The sequence below is a fragment of the Actinomadura pelletieri DSM 43383 genome (assembly GCF_003634705.1).
Lineage (GTDB): Bacteria > Actinomycetota > Actinomycetes > Streptosporangiales > Streptosporangiaceae > Spirillospora > Spirillospora pelletieri.
Map to the genome: position 1 here is coordinate 15,987 of NZ_RBWU01000010.1, position 24,379 is coordinate 40,365.

Annotated in this window: 23 protein-coding genes; 4 read left to right on the forward strand and 19 right to left on the reverse strand. The window is 71.2% G+C overall.

The features are described from left to right. Positions 1–9: 9 nt before the first annotated feature. The 6 genes from BZB76_RS33655 to BZB76_RS33680 form a co-directional block, all read right to left on the reverse strand. Positions 10–1,035: a LacI family DNA-binding transcriptional regulator gene (locus BZB76_RS33655; protein ID WP_121438500.1), complete on the reverse strand. Its 1,026-nt coding sequence runs from the start codon at positions 1,033–1,035 to the stop codon at positions 10–12. 226 nt (positions 1,036–1,261) lie between these two features. Continuing rightward, entirely contained in the window at positions 1,262–2,272 is a 1,011-nt protein-coding gene (locus BZB76_RS33660; RefSeq protein WP_121438501.1) for an amidohydrolase family protein, read from the reverse strand. Next, a complete protein-coding gene (locus BZB76_RS33665; RefSeq protein ID WP_121438502.1) occupies positions 2,269–3,084 on the reverse strand; it encodes an ABC transporter permease in 816 nt (271 codons plus the stop codon). The genes BZB76_RS33660 and BZB76_RS33665 overlap by 4 nt, the downstream gene beginning before the upstream one ends. Further along, complete coding sequence (locus tag BZB76_RS33670; RefSeq protein ID WP_121438503.1) at positions 3,081–3,875, reverse strand: ABC transporter ATP-binding protein; 795 nt, start codon at positions 3,873–3,875, stop codon at positions 3,081–3,083. Before BZB76_RS33670 ends, BZB76_RS33665 begins: the two co-directional genes overlap by 4 nt. Then, positions 3,872–4,738 carry an ABC transporter permease gene (locus BZB76_RS33675; RefSeq protein WP_121438504.1) on the reverse strand — a complete coding sequence of 289 codons (867 nt, stop codon included), beginning with the start codon at positions 4,736–4,738 and terminating at the stop codon, positions 3,872–3,874. The genes BZB76_RS33670 and BZB76_RS33675 overlap by 4 nt, the downstream gene beginning before the upstream one ends. Further along, positions 4,735–5,727 carry an ABC transporter substrate-binding protein gene (locus BZB76_RS33680; RefSeq protein WP_211343334.1) on the reverse strand — a complete coding sequence of 331 codons (993 nt, stop codon included), beginning with the start codon at positions 5,725–5,727 and terminating at the stop codon, positions 4,735–4,737. The genes BZB76_RS33675 and BZB76_RS33680 overlap by 4 nt, the downstream gene beginning before the upstream one ends. Before the next feature lie 219 nt (positions 5,728–5,946). Here BZB76_RS33680 and BZB76_RS33685 point away from each other — a divergent pair, with 219 nt between their 5' ends. Continuing rightward, a complete protein-coding gene (locus tag BZB76_RS33685; protein WP_121438547.1) occupies positions 5,947–6,975 on the forward strand; it encodes a LacI family DNA-binding transcriptional regulator in 1,029 nt (342 codons plus the stop codon). 157 nt (positions 6,976–7,132) lie between these two features. Here the strand turns inward: BZB76_RS33685 and BZB76_RS33690 are convergent, their stop codons facing one another. The 11 genes from BZB76_RS33690 to BZB76_RS33740 all read right to left on the reverse strand — a co-directional run bounded on the left by BZB76_RS33690 (position 7,133) and on the right by BZB76_RS33740 (position 18,928). Beyond that, the gene (locus tag BZB76_RS33690) at positions 7,133–7,981 is read right to left on the reverse strand and encodes a hypothetical protein (protein ID WP_121438506.1); all 849 of its coding nucleotides are present in this window, start codon (positions 7,979–7,981) and stop codon (positions 7,133–7,135) included. 671 nt (positions 7,982–8,652) lie between these two features. Next, positions 8,653–8,859 carry a hypothetical protein gene (locus BZB76_RS33695; RefSeq protein WP_170180888.1) on the reverse strand — a complete coding sequence of 69 codons (207 nt, stop codon included), beginning with the start codon at positions 8,857–8,859 and terminating at the stop codon, positions 8,653–8,655. Positions 8,860–8,925: 66 nt separating this feature from the next. Next, positions 8,926–9,966, reverse strand: a complete 1,041-nt coding sequence (locus tag BZB76_RS33700; RefSeq protein ID WP_170180891.1) for a FecCD family ABC transporter permease — start codon at positions 9,964–9,966, stop codon at positions 8,926–8,928. Next, the gene (locus tag BZB76_RS33705; RefSeq protein ID WP_211343335.1) at positions 9,963–11,024 is read right to left on the reverse strand and encodes a FecCD family ABC transporter permease; all 1,062 of its coding nucleotides are present in this window, start codon (positions 11,022–11,024) and stop codon (positions 9,963–9,965) included. The genes BZB76_RS33700 and BZB76_RS33705 overlap by 4 nt, the downstream gene beginning before the upstream one ends. Before the next feature lie 98 nt (positions 11,025–11,122). Then, positions 11,123–12,100 (reverse strand): aldo/keto reductase, encoded by a 978-nt coding sequence (locus BZB76_RS33710; protein WP_246007379.1) that lies wholly within the window; start codon positions 12,098–12,100, stop codon positions 11,123–11,125. 14 nt (positions 12,101–12,114) lie between these two features. Then, a complete protein-coding gene (locus BZB76_RS33715; RefSeq protein WP_121438509.1) occupies positions 12,115–13,221 on the reverse strand; it encodes a zinc-binding dehydrogenase in 1,107 nt (368 codons plus the stop codon). A gap of 60 nt (positions 13,222–13,281) precedes the next feature. Further along, positions 13,282–14,154: a branched-chain amino acid ABC transporter permease gene (locus tag BZB76_RS33720; RefSeq protein ID WP_121438510.1), complete on the reverse strand. Its 873-nt coding sequence runs from the start codon at positions 14,152–14,154 to the stop codon at positions 13,282–13,284. A 58-nt stretch (positions 14,155–14,212) separates the two neighbouring features. Continuing rightward, on the reverse strand, positions 14,213–15,379 hold the full coding sequence (locus BZB76_RS33725) for an ABC transporter substrate-binding protein (RefSeq protein ID WP_121438511.1): 1,167 nt from the start codon (positions 15,377–15,379) through the stop codon (positions 14,213–14,215). A gap of 62 nt (positions 15,380–15,441) precedes the next feature. Next, positions 15,442–17,235 (reverse strand): branched-chain amino acid ABC transporter ATP-binding protein/permease, encoded by a 1,794-nt coding sequence (locus BZB76_RS33730; RefSeq protein ID WP_121438512.1) that lies wholly within the window; start codon positions 17,233–17,235, stop codon positions 15,442–15,444. Then, positions 17,232–17,981, reverse strand: coding sequence for an ABC transporter ATP-binding protein (locus tag BZB76_RS33735; RefSeq protein ID WP_121438513.1), 750 nt, complete (start codon positions 17,979–17,981; stop codon positions 17,232–17,234). Before BZB76_RS33735 ends, BZB76_RS33730 begins: the two co-directional genes overlap by 4 nt. Further along, positions 17,978–18,928: an alpha/beta hydrolase gene (locus BZB76_RS33740; protein WP_121438514.1), complete on the reverse strand. Its 951-nt coding sequence runs from the start codon at positions 18,926–18,928 to the stop codon at positions 17,978–17,980. Before BZB76_RS33740 ends, BZB76_RS33735 begins: the two co-directional genes overlap by 4 nt. Positions 18,929–19,058: 130 nt before the next feature. Here BZB76_RS33740 and BZB76_RS33745 point away from each other — a divergent pair, with 130 nt between their 5' ends. Further along, positions 19,059–20,444 carry an amidohydrolase gene (locus BZB76_RS33745; RefSeq protein WP_121438515.1) on the forward strand — a complete coding sequence of 462 codons (1,386 nt, stop codon included), beginning with the start codon at positions 19,059–19,061 and terminating at the stop codon, positions 20,442–20,444. A gap of 54 nt (positions 20,445–20,498) precedes the next feature. Here BZB76_RS33745 and BZB76_RS33750 read toward each other — a convergent pair whose 3' ends face one another. Continuing rightward, the gene (locus BZB76_RS33750) at positions 20,499–21,512 is read right to left on the reverse strand and encodes an aldo/keto reductase (protein ID WP_121438516.1); all 1,014 of its coding nucleotides are present in this window, start codon (positions 21,510–21,512) and stop codon (positions 20,499–20,501) included. A 105-nt stretch (positions 21,513–21,617) separates the two neighbouring features. On the opposite strand from BZB76_RS33750, the gene BZB76_RS33755 reads away from it, so the two are divergent. Continuing rightward, positions 21,618–22,610, forward strand: coding sequence for a methyltransferase (locus BZB76_RS33755; protein ID WP_121438517.1), 993 nt, complete (start codon positions 21,618–21,620; stop codon positions 22,608–22,610). Beyond that, positions 22,607–23,356, forward strand: a complete 750-nt coding sequence (locus BZB76_RS33760; protein ID WP_246007380.1) for an SDR family NAD(P)-dependent oxidoreductase — start codon at positions 22,607–22,609, stop codon at positions 23,354–23,356. Before BZB76_RS33755 ends, BZB76_RS33760 begins: the two co-directional genes overlap by 4 nt. Positions 23,357–23,685: 329 nt before the next feature. Here BZB76_RS33760 and BZB76_RS33765 read toward each other — a convergent pair whose 3' ends face one another. Then, positions 23,686–24,360 carry a GntR family transcriptional regulator gene (locus BZB76_RS33765; RefSeq protein WP_121438550.1) on the reverse strand — a complete coding sequence of 225 codons (675 nt, stop codon included), beginning with the start codon at positions 24,358–24,360 and terminating at the stop codon, positions 23,686–23,688. Positions 24,361–24,379: the final 19 nt, after the last annotated feature.

Genomic DNA, 24,379 nt, shown 5'->3' on the forward strand with positions numbered 1-24,379 from the left:
AGGCCCGCCTCAGGCGGGTGGGGCGGCGCTCTCGCGGAGGGCGAGGGTGCCCTCGATCTCCACCACGTGCCGGGGGGACGCGGGACGCAGCGCCAGGTCCATCGCCGTCTCCCCCACCCGCTCCAGGGGGATCTCCACCGTGGTCAGGGACGGCACCGCGTCGATCGCCGCGGGCAGGCCGCCGAACCCGGTCACCGACACCTCGTCCGGGACGACGATCCCGGCGGAGCGCAGCCACGACATCGCGCCGAGCGCCAGGACGTCGGCGACGGCCATCACGCAGCGCGGCGGGTTCCGGCGGCTCATCAGCGACTGCGCGGCGGACTGTCCGCCCTCGCGGGACAGGTCGGGGTAGACGATGTCGTCGCGGCGCAGCACGATGCCGTGGTCCTTCAGGCCCTGTTTCAGCCCCTGCAGGCGGTCGCGGACGGTGAGCAGCCGCAGCGGGCCCGCGATCACGCCGAACGAGGTGTGCCCGAGTTTCACCATCGCGGCGGCCAGCTCGCGCATGGCCGCGGCGTTGTCGATCTGGACGAGGTGGCCGACGTCCCGGCCACGGGTCACCGAGACGACCGATCCGCCGGACTCCTGGTAGGCGCGCAGCTCGGCGCGCATGGCGGCGTTGTGCGCGGTGTCGCGGAACGCGCTGCCGGTGAGGATGAGCGCCCGGACCCGCTGGTGGACGAGCAGCTTGACGTATTCGAGCTCGCGCGCCGGGTCGCGGTAGGTGCACACCATGTTGACCAGCAGGTCCTCGCGCTCGGCCACCGACATGACCCCGCCGCTGAGCAGGGCGAAGTAGCTGTCGCGGACGTCGTGGACGACGAGTCCGACGCTGCTGGACGACGAGGTGGCGAGGGCGCGGGCGTGCGGGTTCGCCCGGTACCCCAGCTCGGCCGCCGCGGCGAGCACCCGCTCGCGGAGCCCGGCCCGTCCGCCGTAGTCGGGGTCGCTGAGCATCCGCGACGCCGTGGCGATCGAGACGCCCGCGTGCGCGGCGACGTCCTGCAGTCGGACCAGGTTGCGGTCGGCCATGGGTGTCGCTTCCTCCCGGGTACGGTCCGCATTATCGTGGCGGAATCCGTAAGCGCTTACAACTCGCCCCCTCGACGCGAGTCCTCTCCACCTGCATACCTCGCCGATGACCAGAAGTGAAACCGCTTACCGTTGGTGTCCGCCCATGGCGAAGGAACGTGCCGCCGTCCCGGGACGTCCCGGGACGGCGGCACGTCGTTCTCGACGAACACCCGCGTCGACGAGGTCACCCGTCGGAGAGCCGCATCATCTCGCGGATGTTGCCGTGGTAGATCCTGTCCCGCGCGTCCTCGGCGATGTCGAGGGCGTCGAGGACGCGGATCGTCTCCCGGATGTAGAGCGGGCCTCCCTCCGGGTCGAACGGGCAGTCGGTGCCGAACACGACATGGTCCGCGCCGAAGAACTCCAGGCCGCACCGGGTTCCGATGTCGGAGCCGGACAGCGAGGTGTCGGCATAGAACTTCCGGAAGTGGTCGAGCGGCTGCCGCGGCGCGTTCCGCAGCCGCTCGTAGGCCGCGCCGGACGTCCGGCTGCCGAGCTGGGGCCCCCAGCCGATCCCGATCCTGCCCTCCAGGTACGGGATCATCGCGCCCATGTGATGGGTGATGATCTTGAGGTCGGGATGCCGTTCGAACAGGCCGGAGAACACGAGCCGGGCCATGGCGGCGCTCGTCTCGTACGGCCAGCCGAAGGCCCACCAGATCTCGAACTGGGAGGAGTCCTCGGTGGCGTAGTCGGCGAACGCGGGGGTGCGGGCCGGATGCATCCAGACGGGCAGGTCCCGGGCGGCCATCTCCGCGAACACGGCGGCGAACGCCGGATCGTCCAGCGGCCGCCCGTTCACGTTGGTGAACACCTGCACGCCTCGGGCGCCGAGCTCGTCGATCGCGAACTCCAGCTCCACGAGCGCGGCGTCCGGGTCGTTCATCGGCAGGGACGCGACGAAGGCCGGGAACCGGTCGGGATGCTTCTCGCACAGCTCGCGCATCGAGTCGTTGGCGAGCCGCGCCAGCGCCGGGGACTCGTCCGGACCGGCGAGCAGCTCGATCGGCGGTGAGGACAGCGTGAGGATCTGCTGGTAGCCCTCGCCGAACTCGTCCATGATCCGCAACCGCTCGTCCAGGTCGTGCAGCGCGGGCAGTTCCAGCCAGCGTTTGAACGCTGCCGGGTCGGCGAGCTCCCGCATCCGCGCGAAGTACGGCGCGGGCAGGATATGGCTGTAGGCGTCGATCTTCATCGTTCTCCTCGTGCGGTCTTCGGCACCCAGCGGGTGATCCTGCGGTCGACGGCCTGGACCAGGGCCACCGCGCCCAGCGCGACGGCGATGATCACCAGGAGGACCGCCAGGACGCTCGCGCTGTCGAAACGCCCGCCCGCCTGGGTCACGACCCGGCCCAGGCCGACGACGGCGATGAACATCTCGCCGTTGATCATTCCGGTGACGGCCCGTCCGACGCCGAGCCGTACACCGGCCATGATCATGGGTGCGGCGGCGGGCAGCAGGACGCGCAGCAGCACCTGTCCCTCGCCCGCCCCGTAGGAACGTGCCATCTCCGGCAGATGCGCCGGCACGCCCTGGATCGCCGAGGCCGTGTTGATGATCATGACGAACATCGAGTACATGACGACGACGGCGACGATCGAGCCGCGTCCCTCGCCGAGCAGCGAGAAGAAGATCGGCGCGAAGACCAGGGACGGCGCGGTGAGCAGCGCGTAGACGTACACGCCGAGGGCGGCCTCGACCTTGCGGTAGCGGCCCATGGCGACCCCGATGGCCAGCCCGCCGAAGAGCGAGATCGCGAAGCCCAGCAGCAGGTTGATCAGGCTGTCGCGCAGGCTGCTGAAGATCAGCCCGCTGGACGCCATGTCGACCAGCCGGCCCAGCACCGTGGTCAGCGGCGGGAAGAACGACGCGTTCGCCACCTGCCCGACCAGTTCCCAGGCCGCCGCGGCGAGGCCCAGGCTGACCGGGGCGGCGGGCAGGCTCCGCCAGGACAGGCGACCGCGCGCCCGGGCGGTGTGGCCGCGGCGTTGTGCGAGCGCGCTCATCCGGCCGCCTTCGCCGGACGGTGCTCCTCGTGCATGTCGCGCAGCCGGTCCCATAGGTACGCGGTGATCTCGACATACTGGCCGGAACGTTCCAATGCGCCCACGTCGCTGGACCGAGGCCGTTCCAACGGAACGGGCACGATCTCGGCGATCTGCCCCGGGCGGGCGCTCATCAGGACGACGCGGTCACCGAGCAGCACCGCCTCCTCCATGCTGTGGGTGATGAAGACGACGGTCAGCCGGTGCTCCTCCCAGATGGACAGCAGCTCTTCCTGGAGCAGGCGGCGGGTCTGCTCGTCGACGGCGCCGAAAGGCTCGTCCATGAGCAGGACCTGCGGCTGGACGGCGAGGGCGCGGGCCAGCCCGACGCGCTGCTGCATACCGCCGGACAGCTCACCGGGCCGCTTGGTCTCGAAACCCGCCAGCCCCACCTTCTTGATGAGGACGCGGGCGCGCTCCTCGCGCTCGGCGCGTCCGACACCGCGCATCCGCAGCCCGAAGGCCACGTTGTCCAGCACGGTCGCCCATGGCAGCAGCGCGAAGTTCTGGAACACCATGCTGCGGTCGGGACCCGGCCCGCGCACCGGCGTGCCGTCGATGAGGATGTCGCCGTCGTCCCAGGGGATGAGGCCCGCGATGCACTTCAACAGCGTGGTCTTCCCGCAACCGCTCGGCCCGAGCACGGTGAGGAACTCGTTGGGACGGACGTCGAGGTCGACGTCGTGCAGCGCCTCGACGAGGCCGCCGTCCTGGCCGACATAGGTCTTGCGCAGTTCGCGGATTTCGATCATCGAACGCTCCTAGCGGTGGTGGTCTGGGCCCATCGGGTCAGCCTGCGTTCGGCCCACCGCGCGATGGAGATCAGCAGCAGCGCCTCCGCCAGGATGATCACGATGGTGCCGTACAGGAGCGGCGCCTGGAACAGGCCGCGGTACTCCAGGATCAGCCCGCCGAGCGCGTCGGAGACCATGAGCAGCTCGACGATGACCATGCCGGTGACCGCGCGGCCGAGGCCCAGCCGGATGCCCGTCATGATCGCCGGCAGCGCGCCGGGCAGCAGGACCCGCGTCCAGACGGTACGTTCGTCCGCCCCGAAGGAACGTGCCATCTCGATGAGCGACGGATCCACCTGCCGGACCCCGGCGCGGGCGTTCACCACCACCATCACGATCGAGAAGATCGTGACGAGGATGACCCGCGAGGCGAGCCCGAAGCCCACCGACATCACCAGCAGCGGGATGATCGCCGCCATCGGGGTGACCAGCAGGATGTTGAGGTACACGTCCGCCAGCCGCTCCAGCCCGCGGAACCTGCCGAGCAGGATGCCGAGCGGCACGCCCGCGACGACGGTGACGGCGAACCCGATGACGAGCGCCTGGTTGCTGACGTACATCGCCCGCCACAGCTCCGCGCTGCCGAGCATCTCGACGGTCGCCTCGACGGTCTCGGTGAAACCGGGGATGAGCAGGCCGCCCTGATTGCGGGCGTACAGCTCCCAGCCCGCCGCGAAGACGACGAAGGTGAGCACCTGGTACGGCAGGTTCCGGTCGGCGACCCGCCGCAGGACTCCCGGACGCCGCGCCGGGCGCGGGCCGGTGCGGCCGCTCCGCGTCCTCGACCGGCGCGGTGGCCGGGACGTCGTCGTGGCCGTCATCGGGCCGCCTGGACGAACGTCAGGTCGGCCGCGTCCTTCGCGCTCATGCCCTTCTTGATCACTCCGGCCCGGACGAAGAACTCGATGGTGCCCTGGACGTTCTTCTCCGTGAGGGCGGCGGCGTCGAACAGCCGCGCCTGGACGTACCGCTCGGCGACCTTCGTCATGTCGGCGCCGTCCTCCTCCGGCAGGTACTTGCCGGCCAGTCGCACCAGGTACCGCGGATCGGCGTTGATCTTCGCGTGCTGGCGGACCAGCGCGGTCACCAGGGCCTGTGTGACGTCCTTGTGCTCGGTGATGAAGCCGCTGTTGGCGTAGACGGTCTGCGGACGCAGGTCGGGCAGGCTCTCCGCGAAGTCCGCGATCTTCGCGAACTCGCCGCCCTTCGACTCCAGCGCCACCACGTCGGAGACCTCCAGAGCGGTCGCGTTGATCCGGCCGCTGACCAGGGCCTGGGCGCGCACGTCCGAGCCGCCGATCGTCAGGTACTTGGGCTGCTTGCCCGACGAGCAGTTGGCCTTCACCCACTCCTTGACCATCGCGGTCGCGGTCGCGCCCTCGCTGAAGATCCCGAACGGGCTGCCGTCGAGCTGGTCGCACGAGGAGATGCCGGGCTTGCCGTAGACCGCCCACTGGTTGCCGATGGCATCAGCGATGATCTTGATCGGGGCCTTGCGCTCCACCGCGAGGAGGGCGGCGCTGGTCGCCTCGGCCGACAGGGCGTAGTCGCCCTTGGCCAGCCCCTCGATGGACAGTTCGGGCTCGGCCAGTTCGACGACCTTGATGTCGTGCCCCTGCCCGCGAAGGTCGTCGAGCGCGGCGAGGATCGGGACGGTGGTGATGTCCGGTTCGGTGACCGCCACCTTGAACGAGAGCTTTCCGTTCCCCTTGGTGTCGGCCGCACCCCCGCCGCCGCCTCCTCCGCACGCGGCCAGGGTGACGAGGGTCGCGAGCGCGGCGAACCGTCTGAGATGAGTCCAGGCGTCCACAGCCTCCTCCTTCAAGATCGCGCCGCTCCCCGGATCCATTGGGGAAACCCGAGGTAATCGACTAGGCAAACGTATGCCTTGCGCGGCATGATAGTGAGGAGCACCACAGAAATGTCAAGGAAGTTCCCGGAATGACTGGCTCTGGAGGGCCGTGGATCCGTTGCTGCCATCAGTAGGCCATGCCATAATCAGGCAAACGTTCTCCTAGAGGGGGTGGCCGTGAGCTCACTCGCAGAAGTCGCCCAGGCGGCGGGGGTGTCGGTCTCCACCGCGTCCCGGGTGCTGACCGGATCCAGTCACCCGATCTCCGCCAAGACCCGCGCCAAGGTCATCGCCGTGGCCGAAGAGCTGGGCTACTCGCCGAGCGCGCTCGCCCGCGCGCTGGTCTCGCGCAGCAGCCGGCTCATGGGTGTGCTCGTGAGCGACATCGTCAACCCGTACTTCTCCGTCATCGCCCGCGGGGTGGACGATGTGGCCAGCCGCGCCGGCTACGTCACCATGCTGTGCAACGTCGACCGCCGCACCACCACGGAGATCACCCGGGTGCGGACCATGCGCGACTACCGCGCCGCGGGGCTGATCTTCGCGGGTAGCGGCTATGTCGACGACCCGCGTGAACCGGAGCTCGCCAAGGCGGTCCGCCAGGCGCAGGAGCAGGGCATCCACGCCGTGTCGCTCACCGCCCGCGACATCGGGTGCCGGGTCATCGCCGCCGACGCGCGGGCCGCCGCGTACGACGTCACCGACTACCTGATCTCGCTGGGCCACCGCCGGATCGCGTTCATCGAGGGGCCGGAGGGCATGGTGGCCACCCAGCAGCGCCGCGACGGTTTCCTCGCCTGCATGGAGAACGCCGACCTCGCCGACGGCGCGCGGTGCCTCCCCGGCGGCTTCGACTTCGAGGCCGGGCACGCCGCCGCCATGCGGCTCATCGCGCACCCGCCCCTGCCCGACGCCGTCGTCGCGGTCAACGACGAGGCCGCGGTCGGCGCGCTGAGCGCGCTGCGGCAGGCGCACATCGACGTCCCGGGCGAGATCTCGGTCGCGGGCATCGACGACCTGCGGGTCTCCCGGTTCGTGGGGCTGACCACGGTCAGCCTCCCGCTGTACGAGATGGGCGCCATGGCGGCCCGCCACATCATCGACACTCCCCCGGAGGCCGCCACGGGCGCCGCCGAGACCACCGTCCTGAGCCACCGGCTCATCCCCCGCGAGACCACCGCGCGGCGCCGTCCCGTCTCCGCCTGACCCCGCCGGGGTCGCCCGCGGCGGCGAAGAGAAAAGTCATGCCCCGCCGACGGTCGTCGGCGGGGCATGACTTGTGCTGTGCGGCCGGTCGCGTCGCGAGGGTCCGTGATGACGATCCCCGCTCACCGCCGGCCGCGAACCCCTCGCGGAGCCGGGATCAGCCCTGGCCGTGTCCCGCGGTCAGGGGGTGGTTCTGCACCTGCTCCAGGTTCTGGACCTGGTTCGGCGCCTCCCCCTGGCTCGGGCTCTTCTCCTGGGCCGTGGGCTGGTTCTGCGCCTGCTGCTGAACCGCGGCCTCGGGCTGCGCCTGCGCCGCCTCGGGCTGAGCCGCCTCGGCCTTCTCCTGAGCCGCCGGCTGAGCGGCCTGCTCGTGGGCGACCGGGTGGGCCGCGGCCTCGGGCTGGGCCTGCGCCGCCTCGGGCTGAGCCGCCTCGGGCTGCTGCTGAGCGGGCGGCTGAGCCGCAGCCTCGGGCTTGGCCTGCGAAGCCTCGGGCTGAGTCGCCTCGGCCTCCTCCTCGGCCGCCGGCTGAGCGGCGGCCTCGGCCTGCTCCTGGGCGGTCGGCTGAGCGGCGGCCTCAGGCTTGTTCTGCGCCTGCTGCTGAGCCGCGGCCTCCGGCTTCGCCTCGGTCTGCGCCTCGGGCTGGGCCGCGGTCTCGCCCTTGGCCTCGGCCTCGGCGGTGGCGTTGCCGCCGCCCTCTTCCTCACCCTGGTCCTGCTCCGGACCCTCGACCTCGATGGTGATCGGGCCGATGTTCTTGCCCTTCACGGTCTGCTTGATGGGACCGGTCGTGACCGGCTTGTTCCCCAGGTTCACGTTGGCGTGCGGCGAACCTGCGACCTGGCTGAAGTTGAGGTCCCCCGGGCCCTGCTCGATGATGTACTGCGGCCCGACGTTGATGTTGATGTCGGTGGGCTTCCCGCCATCCGCAGACGCGGCGGGAACCGCCAGGAGGCTGGCGCCGATGACCATGCCGGTCACCGCCGCCGCCCGAGCGATGCGTTTCATTGTATCTCCCCCGTTTTTTCGAGTCGCGTTTTCACACTGCGACGAACTGATCATAACAAGCCCGCGCAAGAGGTCACCCGGGGGTGGGTGGGTCGCCGTGTCGCGGCGGTTCCATTTCACGAAATGATCGCATCGCCGTGCATTTTAGCAATGGGATGGGACGTCCGAATTGCCGCCGACCGCGGGGCATCGTTATACCGGGATCCGGGCGCTTTGCGGGGAGCTGGGGGAGCCGCCTTATACCAGATCACCGGCCCTGGACCCACGACACGCGCGGCCTCGTGACCGGCGATCTCCCTCCCGACCTCGGCCGTCCGGTAGTCCGGCGTGACGTTCGTAGTACATATGGGGGGTGATGCTGCTACGTGTGACCTGTGGTGTGATTTTTCTGGTGGCGACAGGGAAATTACTCTTCGCTCTGTACCGACTTGTTTCGACGTGGAATCGCCCCACCGCCATTCAGGCACTCTCCTGGACGAGCGGAGCGCTCATCGCGGGCGCCACGGTGCTTTACGGCATCGCGTCCGCTTTCTACTCTGGGAAATCCATGTCGGATCGGGTCTGTGACCACGAAGGGAATTTCGATCTGCTTCCGGTCTCGTCGAGCCGCCTTCCGCTGAGCACCAGGTGTCCCCGGGGCGAGACGGTCGTCGAGATCGTGCCGGGCCGGATCAACCCGACGCTTCTGGGCATGGCCCTGACGGGTGCGCCAGGAGGTGGTTCTCCAGCTCCTCCGCGGAGATCTTGTCGCCGCCACGGTTGACCTGGTCCTTCTCGCGGCCCTCCACGATGAGATGGCCCGAGGGGAGCCTGCGGACGAGGTCACCGGTGCGGTAGAAGCCGTCCGGCCAGGGAGTGAAGCCGTCCACACGGGTCACCGGTACCCCCTTCCTCAGATCGACTAAGGCAAGGCTTGAACTTTTCGTTCGGCGGAGGAGAACCCCTCACGGTGTCCCCTTCCGTTCGGAGGTCGCCAGCAGCCAGGCCAGGTACGCGCCGCCGAGGACGCCGGTGACGACGCCCACCGGGAGCGCGACCGGGAGGTGGAGCGAGACGAGATCGGCGCACGCCAGCAGCGCCGCGCCGGTCAGCGCGGCGGGTAGCAGGTGCCCGCCGGGCCGCCGCGTCAGCCGCCGGGCGAGCTGCGGCGCGGCGAGCGCGACGAACGGGACGGGCCCGGTCGCCGCGGTCGCCGCCGCGACGAGCCCCACCCCGAGGAGGGTGAGCGCCGCCCGGGTGCGCTGGACGGGCACGCCGAGCGCCCGCGCGGTGTCGTCGCCGAGTTCGCCCATGCCGAGCGGGCGGGCGAGGGCGAGCGCCGCCGGGACGAGCACGGCCAGCGCGATCCCGAGCGGGACGGCCTGGTCCCAGTCCCGCCCGTTCAGGCTGCCCGTGAGCCAGAACGCGGCCTCGTACGCCTCACGCAGTTCCGCGCGGGTGATGAGGTAGGAGTTCAGCGCCTGGAGCATCGCCGCCGCGGCGACGCCGACCAGCACCAGGCGGACGCCGTGGACGCCGCCGCCGCGCCGGTAGGCGACCAGGTACACCGCCAGCGCGGTCAGCACCGCGCCCGCGACCGAGCTGACCGTGATGGCGACCGCGCCGCCGCCGAACACGAGGATCTGCAGCAGCGCCCCGGTGGCCGAGCCGGAGGTGAAGCCGATCAGGTCGGGGCTGCCGAGCGGGTTGCGGGAGATGCTCTGGAAGATCGCGCCGCTGAGCCCGAACGCCAGCCCGGCGAGCAGCCCGGTGACGGCGCGCGGCAGCCGCAGCGTCGTGACGATGAACTCGGTGGCCCGGTCGCCCCGCCCGAGGAGGGCGCGCACCACGTCCGGCGGCGCGATCGGGAACTCCCCCGAGCCGACGACGAGGACGGCGGCGCCCGTCGCGATCAGCGCCAGCGCCGCGCACACCGCCGCGGCGCGCGGCTCCCAGCGCAGCGACAGCGCGCCCGCGCGGACCACCCTCCCGCGCATCGGTCTCATGTGTCGCGCGTCCTCCCCCGCCGGACCATCACCGCGAACAGCGGCGCGCCGAGGAACGCGGTGACGATGCCCGTCTCCAGTTCGCCCGGTGTGATGACGCGGCCGATGATGTCCGCGCCGAGAAGCAGAACGGGCGCCAGCAGCAGCGAGTACGGCAGGACGAGTCGCTGGTCCGGCCCGACCAGCGCCCGGACGATGTAGGGGACGGCCAGCCCGAGGAACGCGATCGGCCCCGCCGCCGCCGTCGCGGACCCGCACAGCACCACCACCGCCAGCGCGCCGAGCGCCCGGGTCCGTCCGGGACGCGAGCCGAGCGCCAGGCCCGCCTCCTCGCCCAGGCCGAGCGCGTTCAGCGGACGGGCCAGCAGCAGCGCCAGGACCGTTCCCACCAGCACGAACGGCAGGACGCGGAGGAAGACCGACAGCTCCCGTCCGCCGAGTCCGCCGACCTGCCAGAACCGGAAGCCGTTGAAGCCGGAGGGGCTGAGCAGCACCAGCCCGGCCGTGAGGGCGCTGCACACGGCGTTGACCGCGGCCCCGGCGAGCACCAGCCGCGCGGGTGACGCGCCGCCCCTCCCCCGCGCGCCGATCATGTAGACGAGCGCCGCCGCGCCCGCCGCGCCGGCGAACGCCGCCCACACGTAGACGAGCGCGTCGTCGGTCCGGAACGCCGCGATCACGATGACCACGGCGAGTGCCGCGCCGCCGTTCACGCCGAGCAGTCCGGGCTCGGCGAGCGGGTTTCGGGTGAGCGCCTGCATGACCGCTCCGGCGAGCCCGAGCGCCATGCCGACGGCGATGCCGAGGAGCGTGCGCGGCAACCGCAGTTCGTGGACGATCAGATCCGGCCGCGAGGTCTCGTCCGGGGAGAACACCCCGGGCGGCACCCGCGCGAACGGCACGTCACCGGCCCCGATCGCCAGGCTCGCCACCACGGTCGCGCCGAGCGCGGCGACGAGCAGCACCGGCCATAGGTGACGCGCCCGGCGGTCCCGGCCTCGCCGTCCGTCCCCCTTCACCTGGACTCGCGGCGGACGCCTGCGCACGGGGGACTGCACGTAGATGAGGCTAACCTAACCCGGGTGACCCGACGAGAACGCCCCCTGGGCGCGCGACGGGCGGGCCCAGGGGGCGGCGAGTATGCGGGACGCGGAGCCTACGGGCCCTCGGGGTCGACGATGTCGCGGTCGACCCAGAACGGGTCCATCAGCTCGCGCAGCCGCTCCGCACCGACGCGGTCCAGGACGTCCAGCGCCGCGATGTTGTCCTTGAGCTGCTGCAGGCTCGTGGAGCCGAACAGGACGGTGCTGGTGGACGGGTGGGTGAGGGTGAACGCGATGCACAGCTGCGCGGGCGTCGCGTCGAGGTCCGCCGCGAGCGTGGCGAGTCCCTTCGCGGCCTCCTGGATGCGCGGGCGGATGTCACCGGGGTCCCGGCCGATCTGCCGCGACTCGCCGGACTTGCCGGCCAGGATGCCGCCCTCCAGGACGTCCGACGCCTGCAGGGACACGCCCTCGGCGAAGACGGCCGCCCACGGCTCCCCGTCGGGGATGGAGCGCCGGCACGGGCTGTACTTCAGCTGCGCGAGCTGCGGGCCCGGCGAACCGGCCGCCAGAGCGTGCTCGCGGATCGTGCGGATGGCGGTCGCCGACCAGTTGTTGACGCCCCAGCAGCCGAGCAGGCCCTCCTTCTCCAGCGCGGCGAGGTCCTCGGCGAGCCGCTTGAGGTCGAGGTCGTCGCTGCGGATGTCGCCGAGGACGGCGACGTCCGCGTGGTCGACGCCGGCCCGGAACAGCGCGTTGGTGAGCTGGTCGCGCATCGACTGCTCGGGGTAGCCCTCCAGCCACAGCTTGGTGGACAGCAGGTACTCGTCGCGGGCGACCCCGGCGGCCCGGACCATCGCGGAGAACAGCACGTCGGTGAACACCGGCGGGGTGACGCCCGGAATGCCGTAGACGGCGACGTCGAACAGGTTGATGCCGGAGTCGATGGCGTGCCGCAGCATCTTCACGGCGTCGCCGAAGTCCATCCGGTCGTAGGTGTGCCAGGAGCCGAGCGACAGCACGGACGTCTGCGGGCCCGCCGTGCCGAGGCGGCGGTGGGGGACCTTCCGGTCGGGGGTCTCAGAAACCACGGTGGAGGATGTCCTTATCGGTTGGGGTTGATGACGGCCTTGACCTGCTCCAGCCGCGACATCGACGCGAGGGCGGCGGACGCGCCGGCGAGGCCGTCCGGGGAGCCGAACAGGTCGTCCCAGGCGAAGCGGTCCTGGAACCGGCGCAGGAACTCGATCGAGCGGTACAGGTCGCCGACGTCGCCATTCAGCGAGCCGAGCACGTCCAGCTGCTTGCCCATGATCGCGCCGAGGGCGAGCGGCTCCGTCTGGAACCCGGTGCTGCCGACGATGACGAACCGGCCGCCGAACGCGGCCATCCCGATGGCCTCGGCGCCGACGCCCGGCGCGCCCGCGAGGTCGAGGACGAGTTCGGCGCCGCGCCCCTGCGTGGCCTCCATGACCGCGGCGACCCGGGAGTCGGCGTCACCGTCGAGCCCGATGGTCAGGTCCGCGCCGAACCGGCGGGCGAGCTCGCGCCGCGCGTCCGGCGCCCCGATCGTGATGACCTTGCCGGCGCCCGACACGCTGGCCACGGCCGTCGCGACGATGCCGAGCGCGCCCGCGCCCTGCACCACGACCGTCGATCCGGGCCGCACTCCCCCGGCCCGCTCGAAGGCGTGCAGGACGGTCTTGACCGCGCAGCCCGCAGACGCCGCCCACGTGTCCTTCACGTCGTCCGGAAGGACGAGCTTCAACGCGCCCGGCGTCACGTAGTTGTGCCCGGCGAGACCGCCCGTCGCGTACGGGGGCCGGTCGGCGCGCTGCAGGAAGCCGTAGCCGCGCTGCGAGCACGCGACGGGGTTGCGCAGGATGGTGCACCCATAGCAGCTCCCGCACACCGACTCCGACCAGCCGATGCGGTCGCCGACCTTGACGTCCTGGCCGAGCGCGTCACGGGTGCCGGGGCCGACCGCGCAGACGGTGCCGATCATCTCGTGGCCGAGGACGATCGGCAGCATCTCCGGGAACGTCATGGCGCCGGACCACAGGTGCACGTCCGTCGCGCACAGCGTGGCGCAGTCGACCCGCACGACCGCCGCGCCGGGTTCGCACTCGGCGGGAAGCGGCAGCTCCTCGATGCTCAGGTCCTCGCCGTGCTCGCGGAGCACGGCCGCCCTGGTGGTGGTCGGATGACCCATCTTTCCTCTTTCTTCTCCTGGGGGACGGCCCCCAGGCCCCCCGGAAGGGCTCGTTGTTCGTTACCTGCTGTGCGCGGTGTCCCAGACCTCGCGGCGGCTGCGCCACCACAGGAGCACGAGGATCACCAGGAAGGGCACGACGCCCTGGTACTTCTGGATCGAGTCCAGGGAGGACGACATGCCCTCCAGGCAGCCCACGATGAGACCGCCCGCGAGCGTCAGCGGCAGGTTGCGGAACGCGCCGACCATCGCCACCGCCAGGGCGGTGCTGATCAGCCCGGCCAGCGCGCCGAAGTCGCTGCCCAGCCGGGGCGCGACCAGCACGATCACCAGCATGGTGATGGCGCCGACCCCGGCCCAGACGCCGACGGCGAGCCGCGGCGCGGGGATGCCGACGACCTCGGCGGTGCCCGGCCGCTCCGACAGCGCCTGCAGCTTCAGGCCGAGACGGGTGCGGGTCAGCATGAGGCCGACGCCCAGGGTGATGAGCACCGCGAACGCGAGCGACACCAGCACCGACTGGGGGACGACCACGCCGCCGACCGTGAACACGGGGTCGTCGAACGGGTTCGGGAACTGGCGGGCGCCGGTGGTGTTGCCGCCGAACAGCCGCAGCCCGAGCGCGGTCAACCCCACGTACAGCGCCACCGTGACGGCGGCCTTGGTGCCCTCGCGGTGCCCCGCGAACCAGCGGACGAGCGCCGCGCCGAACACACCGGACAGCAGCGCGGCGAAGGCGGCGCCGATCAGCAGGGCGAGCCAGACGTTCAGTCCCTTGTCGGTGAGCGTCACCATCACGAAGGCGCCCATGGCGCCGACGGCCGTCATCGCGAAGTTGACCACGGCGACGAGCCGGTAGGTCAGCACGACGCACAGGCCGAGCAGGGCGTAACCGCCGCCGCTGGTCAGCCCGGCGATCACAGAGTTGAGCATCGGATTCCTCCGGGTGGGGCCGGACGCGCGGCGCGCCGCGCGTCCGGCTGCGTACCGGCTACTTCTTGGGGGCGGGGACGGTGAAGCCGCCGGGAAGGACCTTCCAGCCGCCGTTCTCCGCCTTGACGAACTGGCTGCCCTTGATCGGGTTGTGCTCGTTGCCCGGGCCGAACACGTAGGGGGTGCCGACCATCGGGTAGTTGATCGGCTTCATCTCCTTGAACGCCTTGGTCACGGACTCGCGGGTGATGTCACCCTTGATGCCCTTGAGGACCTGGACGAGGACGTCCGCAGACATGACGGCGCCCTGGCTGAACGCGGTCTTCTGGATGTTGTTCGCCGTGACGATCTTCGACCAGCGGTCGTTGCCGGGCAGCGTCGGGTCGGTGTAGGGCTGCCACTCGGTGCCCGCGTAGGCGTTCATGTCCGGCGGGATCACCTTGGCGTTGGCGTCGGTGTAGCTGTTCGCCGCGAGGATGAAGTCGACGTTCTGCATGCCCTGCGTCTTGGCCTGCTGGAACCACGGCCCGACGGTCGCGTTGTAGGCCACGGCCTGGCAGCCGGCGTTCTTGATCGCCACCAGGTAACGGGTCGGGTCGCCCTGGCCGACCGCGAGGTTCTTGTGCGCCAGGGTCTTGCCGGTGAGCTTCTCCCACTCCTTGATGGCGTTCTCGATGCCGCCGCCGCTGCCGGGCAGCACGGTGTAGGCGATACAGACCTTGTCGTGCTTCAGCGTCTCGGACGCGTAGTACAGCATCGCCGTGGTCAGCGTGTACGGACCGGGGTTGACCGGCGCGATGTTCGGGCTGGTGAAGCAGGCCGGGTCCACGCCGATGGCCGGAACCGAGACGATCTTCTCCTTGGTGTAGGTCGCGCGGTTGACACCGCAGTCGACGGCGCTGGACGAACCCGCCAGCGCGACGACGTTCTCCGACTTGATCAGCTGCCGGGCGGCCTGGCTGGACCGTGCCGGGTCCATGGCGTCGTCCTTGCTGACCAGTTCGAGCTTGCGGCCGTTGATGCCGCCCGCGGCGTTGACCTCGTCGAACACGGCCTTGACGGCCTTGGGCACCTCGGGGGTCTGGAACAGCCCGGTGATGCCGTTGATGGCTCCGATCTTGATCGGGCCGTCGGACCCGCCGGAGTCCGAGCAGCCGGAGGCGACGGAGAGGGCGAGCGCGGCCGCTGCCGCGATCGCGGAGGTGCGAACGAAAGTGCGTTTCATCGAGTGGACCTTGTTTCGCGGGGAAGGGATGGGTTGGACGACGGAATCCGCTCCAGATTCCGTCAGGTCGCCGGGACGTCCGCGGCGCCGAGATAGGCGGCCCGGACGGCGGGGTCCTCCAGAACCTCGCCGGTGGGGCCGCTGGCGATGACATTGCCGAAGTCCAGGACGGTGACCTGCTCACAGACCGCCTGAACGAGCTCCATGTCGTGTTCGACCAGCAGGATCGAGACTCCGAAGCGCTCGGGGACCTCCGCGAGCCTGGCGCCGAGCGTGAGCGACTCGGCCGCGGACTGCCCGGCGGCGGGCTCGTCCAGCAGCGCCACCTTCGGCCGTGCCGCGATCGCGGCCGCGACGTCGAGCAGCCGGCGGGTCCCGGCGTCCACGATGGACACCGGCACCTGCCCGGGCGGGCAGCCGAAGAACTCCAGCAGCTCGTCCGCCTCGGCACGCGACAGCCGCCGCCCCGCGCCGATCGTCAGGTACTCGTACTGGCTCAGCTCCGGCGCGATGGCCGTCGTCTGGAAGGTACGGCGCAGCCCGAGGGTGGCCCGCTTGTTCGGGGAGAGGCGGTCCAGTTGCCGTCCGTCCAGCGCCACCGCGCCCTCGTAGCGGACGAAACCGCTGACCGCCGCGATGAACGTGGACTTGCCCGCGCCGTTCGGGCCGATGAGCCCGACGACACCGCCCTCGGGGACGGTCACGTCGACGCCGTTGAGCGCGACGACCTCCCCGAACTTGACGGTCAGGCCCTGCACGGTCAGCAGCGGCCTGGCGTCCCCGACGGGTCGCCGCGCGGGCGCCTCGGCGAGCGCGGCGGCGGCCGCCTCCACCTGCGCCTGCGCGGCGGCGCTGTCGCCCTCCGCGGCCTTGGCGTTCTCGGTGTCCTTGGCGTCCTCGGCGGCCTTCAGCAGCTTGCGGGCGTCGACCTCCCGCTTGCGCAGGCGGGTCATGTCGGTCTGGCTCAGCCCGCTGCGCAGCGCGAGCAGGGCGCCGACGCCGAACAGCACGCCGCCGAAGTCCTGCGGCAGGGAGATCTTCTCCATCAGCGTCCCCATCAGCGCGCCGAACACGCCGCCGATCACCGCGCCCTCGGGGTGGTGCGGGCCGATCATGACGGCGACGGCGAACAGCGCCAGGGACTGGCCCATCGCGAAGTTCTGCGGGACCACCAGGCTGAGCTGCCCGACCAGCAGCCCGCCGCCGATCCCGGCGACGAACGCGCTGATCGCGAAGGCGGCGAGCTTGCTGCGCGCCACCGAGATGCCGTGCGCGGCGGCGGACCGCTCGGAGTGCCGCAGCTCGTACCACGACAGCCCGAGCCGGGTCTTGCCGATGATGCCGAGCCCGATGGCCAGCACGGTGAACACGATCACCGAGAAGACGAAGTAGCCGCCGTCGGTATCGAACGGCGCCGGCCGGTCCAGCATGACCAGGTCCTTGGCGCCGGGGAACGGGTTCACGTTCAGCACGATGTCGGTGGACACCGCGAACCCGAACGTCACCACGGCCAGGTTGACGCCGCGGATCCGCAGCGCGGGCAGCCCGATCGCGACGCCCACGGGCACGGCGGCGAGGCCGCCGAGCAGCAGCCACAGGAAGAAGCCGCCGGGCGCCTCCGCGACGTTCAGCCGCAGCACGACCCACGCGCCGATCGCCGCGAACGACATCTGGCACAGCGACATGACGCCGGCCCGGCCGACGATCACGCCGAAGCTCAGCATGATCACCGCGCTGATCGCGGCGCTGATCGCCAGATAGATCCAGTACGGCGGCAGCACCGCCGGAAGCACCGCGCACGCGAGTATCGCGGCACCGACCCCGGTGCCGAGACCCCGCTTGTCAACCAGGTTCATTCGAGCTCGCTCTCATCTGCAGCGTCCGTTCCGGCGGCGCTGAGGGGCGGCCCGCCGAAGTAGAGCCGGTGCAGGCGCTCATCGTCGCCTCGCAGCTCCTCGCACGGGCCGGAGAAGACCACGCCGCCCTTGCGCAGGACGTAGGCGTGGGTTCCGACATCGAGGGCCAGGTTCGCGAACTGCTCGATCAGCAGCACCGCGATGCCCATGCCCGCCAGTTCCCCGACGGTCGACATCAGCCGGCGCACCACCAGCGGGGCGAGTCCGAGGGACATCTCGTCGATCAGGACGACCTTCGGCGCCGAGACCAGCGCCCGCCCGAGCACGAGCATCTGCTGCTCGCCGCCCGACAGGTACCCGGCCTGGAGGGTGCGCCGCTTCTCCAACTCGGGGAAGAGCTTGTAGACCGTCGCGATGTCACCGTCGGCCGACTGGGAGACGATGAGGTTCTGTTCGACGGTGAGCGTCCGGAACGTGGTGCGGGCCTGTTCGACGTAGCCGAGGCCCGCGCGGGCCCGCTTGTAGGGCTGGAGCTTCTCGATGGCGGTGCCGTCCAGCCGGATCGTGCCGGACTTGACGGGCGCGAGGCCGGCGATGCCGTCCATCAGCGTCGTCTTCCCGGCGCCGTTCGCGCCGAGCACGACGGTGACGGTGCCCGGGGCGGCCTCCAGGGAGACATCGTGGATGACCGGGACCTCGGCCCGGTTCACGGCGACGCCCTCAAGCGCGAGGGCCGGTGCGGTCATCGTTCACCGTCCGTCCCGAACGCGGCGCGGAGCGCGGCGGACGCCTTGGCCTGGGCCTTCCGGCCGGCCGACAGCTCGGTGGCCAGCGGCCCGAAGAACGCGTGGATGATGCCCTCGTAGCGGACGACCTCGGTCTCCACGCCCGCCTCCTTCAGTCGCGCGGCGTACTCCTCGCCCTCGTCGCGGAGCACGTCGTACTCCGCCCCGAGGACCAGGGCCGGGGCGACGCCCGACAGGTCGTCGGACCGCAGCGGCAGCAGGTAGGGGTCGTCGAGGTCGGCGGGGCTCTTCGGGTAGGTGGTGAAGAACCAGTCCATGCTCGACTTGGAGAGGAAGTAGCCCTCCGAGTACAGGCTGTAGGAGGGGCGCCCGTCGTCCGGGTGGCCGAGGACGGGCGACACCAGCACCTGGAGCGCGATTTGCGGGCCGCCGAGGTCGCGGGCCCTCAGCGCGGTGACGGCGGCGAGGTTGCCGCCCGCGCTCTCACCGCCGACGGCGATCCGGGCGGGGTCGGCGCCGATCTCCGCGCCGTGCTCGGCGACCCAGGAGACGGCGGCGTAGGCGTCGTCGGCCGCGGCCGGGAAGGGGTTCTCGGGAGCGAGCCGGTAGTCGACGGAGATGACGACCGTGTCGGCCGCGGCGCAGACGGCGCGACACGAGTACTCGTTCTCGTCGAGGCCGCCGACCGTCCAGCCGCCGCCGTGGAACCAGACGAACGCGGGGAACGGGCCCTCGCCCTCCGGTGTGTAGACGCGGACGGGCAGCTCCCCGGCGGGGCCGGGGATGGTGGTGTCGGCGACGGAGCCGACCTCCGGCAGGTCGTCGGGCATGACGAACATCTGCTTGAAGCCCTCGCGTATCGCGACGACGTCGAGCGGCCCCGACGCGTTCGGGTCCTCGGCGGGGGTGCGGTCGATGATCCGCTGCGCCTCGGGATCCAGGGGCATCGTTTACCTCCGAAGGCCCGGTGTGTCCGTGACCGCGGGCGGAACCCGCAGGTCGGACACTCCAAAATCGTATCTGATTCCGTGTACGTTAATTGCAGCTTGTCGATGGTGTCCAGAGTTGGAGCACGATATGCCGGATGAATCCGTACCCGCCGACCTCGTCCTGACGGGTGGACGGGTCCACACGGTCGACGCGAACGATCATGTCGCGGAGGCGGTCGCCGTACGCGGTGGCAGGATCGCCCGCGTCGGCACGGCCGAGGAGGTCGAGCCCCTGGTCGGAGCGGGTACGCGGGTCGTCCGGCTGGACGGTCGGTCCGTCCTGCCCGGCATCAACGACTCGCACCTGCACGGTATGTGGCTCGGCTCGATGTGGCCAAACCTGCTCATGGATCAGTTGGCCGGTTCCGGCGGTCACGGGCACGACGCCCCCGCGGGGCCGACTCGGCTGGAGACCTCCGAGGACCGCCGCCGGGCCCTGCTGCGCACCGCGGACCTGCTCGCCTCGTTCGGGATCACCAGCTACACCGAGCCCGGTCTCGGGCCCGGCGAGGACGACGGCGCCACCGGCTGCTTCGGCTCCGCCGCGCTGTGGGACTACGCCGAACTCGCCGCGGAGGGCCGGCTCAAGGCCCGGGTCACCGCCCTGCTGCTGTTCGGGGAGCTGGACGGACACAGCACGGCGAAGGACCTGCTGGCCGGGCTGCGCGACTTCGTTCCGCCCGCGGACGTCCCCGGCCGGTTCCGGGTCGCGGGCGTGAAGATCTTCGCCGACGGCATCCCGCCGATGCGGAACGCCTGGACGGACCGTCCCTACACCGACGGGTCCCATGGCGCGCTGCTGGTCGACGGCGACACCGACGCCGAACGCGAGCGGGCCCTGCGCACGATGATCGACGCGGCGCACGACGCCGGGCACCAGATCGGCGTGCACGCGACCGGCGACGCCACGACCCGGGTCGTGGCGGACGCGTTCGCGGCGGCGCTCGCCCGGGACGAGCGGGACGCACGGCACTACGTCATCCACGGCGACCTCCTCTCTCCGCGGACGCTGACCGCCCTGGCCGCCGCCCGGATCGGGCTGAACACCCAGGCCGGGATCCCGGTCGCGACCGAGCCGATGCTGGTGGACGCCCTCGGCGAGGACGTCCTGCGGGACGCGTGGCCGACCCGCGACGCCCTCGACGCGGGCGTGCCGCTGTGCCTGAGCTCGGACGCCCCGGTGCTGACCCCGGACTGGCGGGCCGGGGTGGCGGCCGCGGTGACCCGGCGCGGCCTCGACGGCTCGGTCCGCGGGGCGGCGCAGCGGCTCGCGGTCACCGAGGCTCTGCGCGCGTACACGATCACCCCCGCGTGGCAGGACGGCGCCGAGAAGGAGAAGGGCTCCGTCGAGCCGGGCAAGGTCGCCGACCTGTGCGTGCTGGACGGCGACCTGGACGACGTGGAGCCGGAGGCCCTGCCGTCGGTGCCGGTCCGGATGACCGTTCTGGACGGCGAGGTCGTGTACGAACTCTGAAATGCGCCGGAGCCGCCGGGCCCGGCAAGGCGGGCTCGGCGGCTCGGCGGTGCGTCATCCGCAGGACGCGGCGTCTTTGGGAGCCGTGGGGGCGTCGGTCCCCCAGGAGGCCGCCGGGTCCACGACGCCCTCGTCCAGCCACAGCCCGGCCACGGCCTCGCGCAGTTCGTCGCCGCGGCGGGCGCACAGTCCGAGCGCGGCCAGGTTGTCCTCGAACTGGCCGATCCTGCTGACGCCGACCAGGACGTTCGACACCGCCGGATGGGCGAGGGTGAAGGCGATCGCGAGCTGCGCGGGCGTGACGCCGAACTCTTCGGCGATCCGCCGGATCTCGGGGAGCGCGGCGCGGATCCGGTCACGGATGCCCCCGGGGTCGGCGCCGATCTTCCGCTGCGGGTCGAGCTTGCCGGCGAGGATGCCGCCCTCCAGGACGTCCGACGCCTGCAGCGCCAGCCCCTCCTCGGTGAACAGCCTGCCGTACAGGTCGCCCTCGGGGACCGACCGCCGGGCGAGGTTGTACTTCAACTGGGCGAACGTGGGCGGAACCAGCCCCTCGGCGGTCGCGAACCGGCAGGCGAACAGCACATCGCCCGCCGACCAGTTGTTCACGCCCCACGCCTTGAAGCGCCCGGCCCGGACGAGTTCCGCCACGTCCCGCACCACGGCCTTCAGATCGGGACGTTCCATGAAGTCGCCGACCACGACCATGTCCGCGTGGTCCGTGCCGATCCGTCCGAGCGACACCTTCATCTGCTCGGCGAACGAGGACGCCGGGTACTCCCACAACCAGAGCTTCCCGCACAGGAGGTAATCTTCGCGAGCGATTCCGGCATCACGGACGGCCTGTCCGAACAACACATCGGTAACGGCGTTCTCGGCATGGGGGCCGAAGTTGTAGTGCGCCACATCGAACATGTCGACGCCGCGATCGACCGCCAGCCGGACGAGCTCCGCCGCGTCGTCACGGTCCATCCGGTCCCACGTGTTCCAGGAACCGAGGGACAGAAGCGGGACCTCGGGACCGCGCACACCGAGCCGGCGCCGGGGTACACGCTCTGCGAACTCCATCGTGACCTCCGATGAGAGGGGTGGTCGGCCCCGGGAGGACCCCTGGCCGTCTCAGCATAGATCGTATAGCATCCTGCATATTCTTACCGCGAAGGAGACATTTTCATGTCGCATCCCTCCCCGGGCGCCGACCCCTCCAGCATCCTCGGCGTCGCCACCGGCTACATGGCCGCCAAGCAGCTGTTCGCGGCGAGTGAAACCGGCGTGTTCGCCGCGCTCGCGGACGGACCCGCCACGGCGACCGAGATCGCCGGACGGGCCGGGCTGCCCGAGCGCACCGCCCGCATCCTCGCCGACACCATGGCCGCCCTCGGCCTGCTGACCCGCGAGGACGGCCGCTACGCCAACACCCCGGCCACCGCCGCGTACCTCGCCGGGGACACCGGCGGCATCGACCTGCGGCCCTTCCTGGCCTTCCTCGACGCCATCAGCTACCCGCACTGGCTCGGGTTCGCCGCCACCACGCGCAGCGACAAGCCCCAGCAGCTCGACATGGCCGGCGAGCGGATGCAGACGTTCATGACCGGTGTCATGACCTACAACGCGCTGCACGCGCGGATGCTCGCGGGGAACTTCGACTTCACCCCCTACTCGCGCATCCTCGACTTCGGCGGCCTGTCCGGCTCGTTCCTCATCGAGGCGCTGAAGGCCGCCGACAAGGCGCACGGTACCTTCCTCGGCCCCGCCGACTTCACCGGTTTCGCCACCTCCGCCTTCGACGAGGCCGGCCTCGGCGACCGCACCGCCGTCGTCGAAGCCGACCCGCTGACCGGCGACCTGCCGGACGGGTTCGACTGCATCCTGATGGAACACGTCGTGCACCGCTTCGACGCCGAGCAGAACAAGACCCTCATCGAGCGGGCCCGCCAGGCCGCCGCGCCCGGCGCCAAGCTCGTCCTGCTCGACTTCTTCCTCGACGAGGACCCGGAGCAGCGCCTCATCGACGCCCTCCACGCCGGTGAGTACCTCGTCATCGACGGCACCGTCGTCTACCCCGAGGCCGAGGTCCGCGGCTGGCTGACCGCCGCCGGCTGGGAGCCGGTCGAGACCCGCGCCCTCCCCGGCAGCCCGCGCATCATCATCGCGGAAGCCCGGTGAGCGGCCGGGTGAACGACGGCAGGGTCGTCCTCGTCACCGGTGGCGCCAGCGGCATCGGCCGCGCCATCGCCGCCGCGTTCGCGGCCGCGGGCGACCGTGTCGTCATCGCCGACCGCGACGCCGAGAGCGCCGCCAGGGTCGCCAAGGAGATCGACGCCGACTCCGTCACCATGGACATCACCGACGTGGACTCGGTCACCACCGGAGTCGCCCACGTCGCCGAGACCGTCGGCCCCATCGAGATCCTCGTCAACAACGCGGGTCTCGTCGCCGGCGGCGGTCCCCTGGCGTCCCTGCCGATGGAGATCTTCGACACGGTCGTCGCCGTCAACCTGCGCGGCACCTTCACCGTCACCCAGGCGGTCGCCACCCAGATGATCGAGCGCGGCACCAAGGGCCGCATCGTCAACATCAGCTCCATCGGAGCCCGCCAGCCCACCGCCGGTCTCGGCCACTACGAGGCCACCAAGGCGGCCGTGGACGCCCTCACCCGCACCGCCGCGCTCGAACTCGCGGGCAACGGCATCCGGGTCAACGGCGTCGCGCCCGGCCCCGTCCACACCCCGATGACGGCCGGGCTCATGGACGTCCCCGAGGCCCGCGCGGCCTGGGAGTCCCGGATCCCGCTGAGCAAGATCGCCACCACGGACGACATCGCCCCGCTGGTGCTGTTTCTCGCCTCCGACCAGGCGAACCACATCACCGGCGCCATCATCCAGGTGGACGGCGGACAACTGCTGACGTGATCTGCCAGGGGGGCGACCCCCCTGGGACCCCGTCGCGTCGCGACGCGGGCGATCCTCACGCCGCCCGTGCGGTTGTCGTGCCCGTGCGGGTGTGCGTGGCATCGCTGCTTTCGCCTGCGTCGACGGTTCGCGCGGTGTCCGGCGCCCCAGCGCCGGACACCGCGCGAACCGTGACCCGGCCTCGGGTTACCACCTCGGGATCGGGGTTGGGAGTACCACCTCGGGGTCCGGGGTCGTGGCCTCGGGATCTGGGGTTCTGAGCGGTTGAGCAAGAGAGACAGACGAACGCGCCGTCCCTGTCGGGGCGGCGCGTTCGGGGTTCTGGTCGGTTATTTGTGGGGGACGGCGCTGTGGAGGGCGTGGGCGGTGGCGTTCTTGTGGGCGCAGGCCACGCGTTCGATCTCGGCGGGGTCGGCGCCCTGGGCGATGAGTTCGAGGATTCCCTCGTGCTCGACCACCGAGCGGCGGGCGCGGCCGGGAACGTAGGTGAAGGTGGAGCGGCGCATGTGGTCCAGGCGCGTCCACTCCGCCTCCAGCAGTGCCCGCAGGTGCGCGTCCGGGCAGTGCTCGTAGATCGAGAAGTGGAACTCGCGGTTCAGCGCGGTGAACGCGGTCGGATCGAACTCCTCCAGCGCCTCCACCATACGGTCGTTGATCTTGCGGGAGCGCTCCAGCTCCGTGGCCGTCATGAGCGGCGCGGAGATGGCGGTGGCGTAGCCCTCAAGTCTGGCGAGGATCTGCAGCGTGTGCTCCACCTGCTCGGCCTCGAACACCGCGACGCGGGCGCCGACGTTGCGCACCACCTCGACGAGACCGTCGGACTGCAGGCGGCGCAACGCCTCGCGCAGGGGGATGGTGCTGACCCCCGTCTCCTGCGCGAGCTGGTTGATGACCAGCCGGTAGCCGGGCACGTAGGTGCCGTCAAGGATGCGCGAGCGCAGCAGGTCGTAGCAGAACTCTGCCTTGCTCTCCTTGGGCTGTTCCTGCTTCTTCGCGGGACTCACCCGGTTCTCCTCATCGTCG

Bases quoted from the DNA above. Each gene is read 5' to 3' on its own strand.
- BZB76_RS33655 (WP_121438500.1), bottom strand. From the start codon at position 1,035: ATGGCCGACCGCAACCTGGTCCGACTGCAGGACGTCGCCGCGCACGCG.
- BZB76_RS33660 (WP_121438501.1), bottom strand. From the start codon at position 2,272: ATGAAGATCGACGCCTACAGCCATATCCTGCCCGCGCCGTACTTCGCG.
- BZB76_RS33665 (WP_121438502.1), bottom strand. From the start codon at position 3,084: ATGAGCGCGCTCGCACAACGCCGCGGCCACACCGCCCGGGCGCGCGGT.
- BZB76_RS33670 (WP_121438503.1), bottom strand. From the start codon at position 3,875: ATGATCGAAATCCGCGAACTGCGCAAGACCTATGTCGGCCAGGACGGC.
- BZB76_RS33675 (WP_121438504.1), bottom strand. From the start codon at position 4,738: ATGACGGCCACGACGACGTCCCGGCCACCGCGCCGGTCGAGGACGCGG.
- BZB76_RS33690 (WP_121438506.1), bottom strand. From the start codon at position 7,981: ATGAAACGCATCGCTCGGGCGGCGGCGGTGACCGGCATGGTCATCGGC.
- BZB76_RS33700 (WP_170180891.1), bottom strand. From the start codon at position 9,966: ATGAGACCGATGCGCGGGAGGGTGGTCCGCGCGGGCGCGCTGTCGCTG.
- BZB76_RS33715 (WP_121438509.1), bottom strand. From the start codon at position 13,221: ATGGGTCATCCGACCACCACCAGGGCGGCCGTGCTCCGCGAGCACGGC.
- BZB76_RS33720 (WP_121438510.1), bottom strand. From the start codon at position 14,154: ATGCTCAACTCTGTGATCGCCGGGCTGACCAGCGGCGGCGGTTACGCC.
- BZB76_RS33725 (WP_121438511.1), bottom strand. From the start codon at position 15,379: ATGAAACGCACTTTCGTTCGCACCTCCGCGATCGCGGCAGCGGCCGCG.
- BZB76_RS33730 (WP_121438512.1), bottom strand. From the start codon at position 17,235: ATGAACCTGGTTGACAAGCGGGGTCTCGGCACCGGGGTCGGTGCCGCG.
- BZB76_RS33735 (WP_121438513.1), bottom strand. From the start codon at position 17,981: ATGACCGCACCGGCCCTCGCGCTTGAGGGCGTCGCCGTGAACCGGGCC.
- BZB76_RS33740 (WP_121438514.1), bottom strand. From the start codon at position 18,928: ATGCCCCTGGATCCCGAGGCGCAGCGGATCATCGACCGCACCCCCGCC.
- BZB76_RS33745 (WP_121438515.1), top strand. From the start codon at position 19,059: ATGCCGGATGAATCCGTACCCGCCGACCTCGTCCTGACGGGTGGACGG.
- BZB76_RS33750 (WP_121438516.1), bottom strand. From the start codon at position 21,512: ATGGAGTTCGCAGAGCGTGTACCCCGGCGCCGGCTCGGTGTGCGCGGT.
- BZB76_RS33755 (WP_121438517.1), top strand. From the start codon at position 21,618: ATGTCGCATCCCTCCCCGGGCGCCGACCCCTCCAGCATCCTCGGCGTC.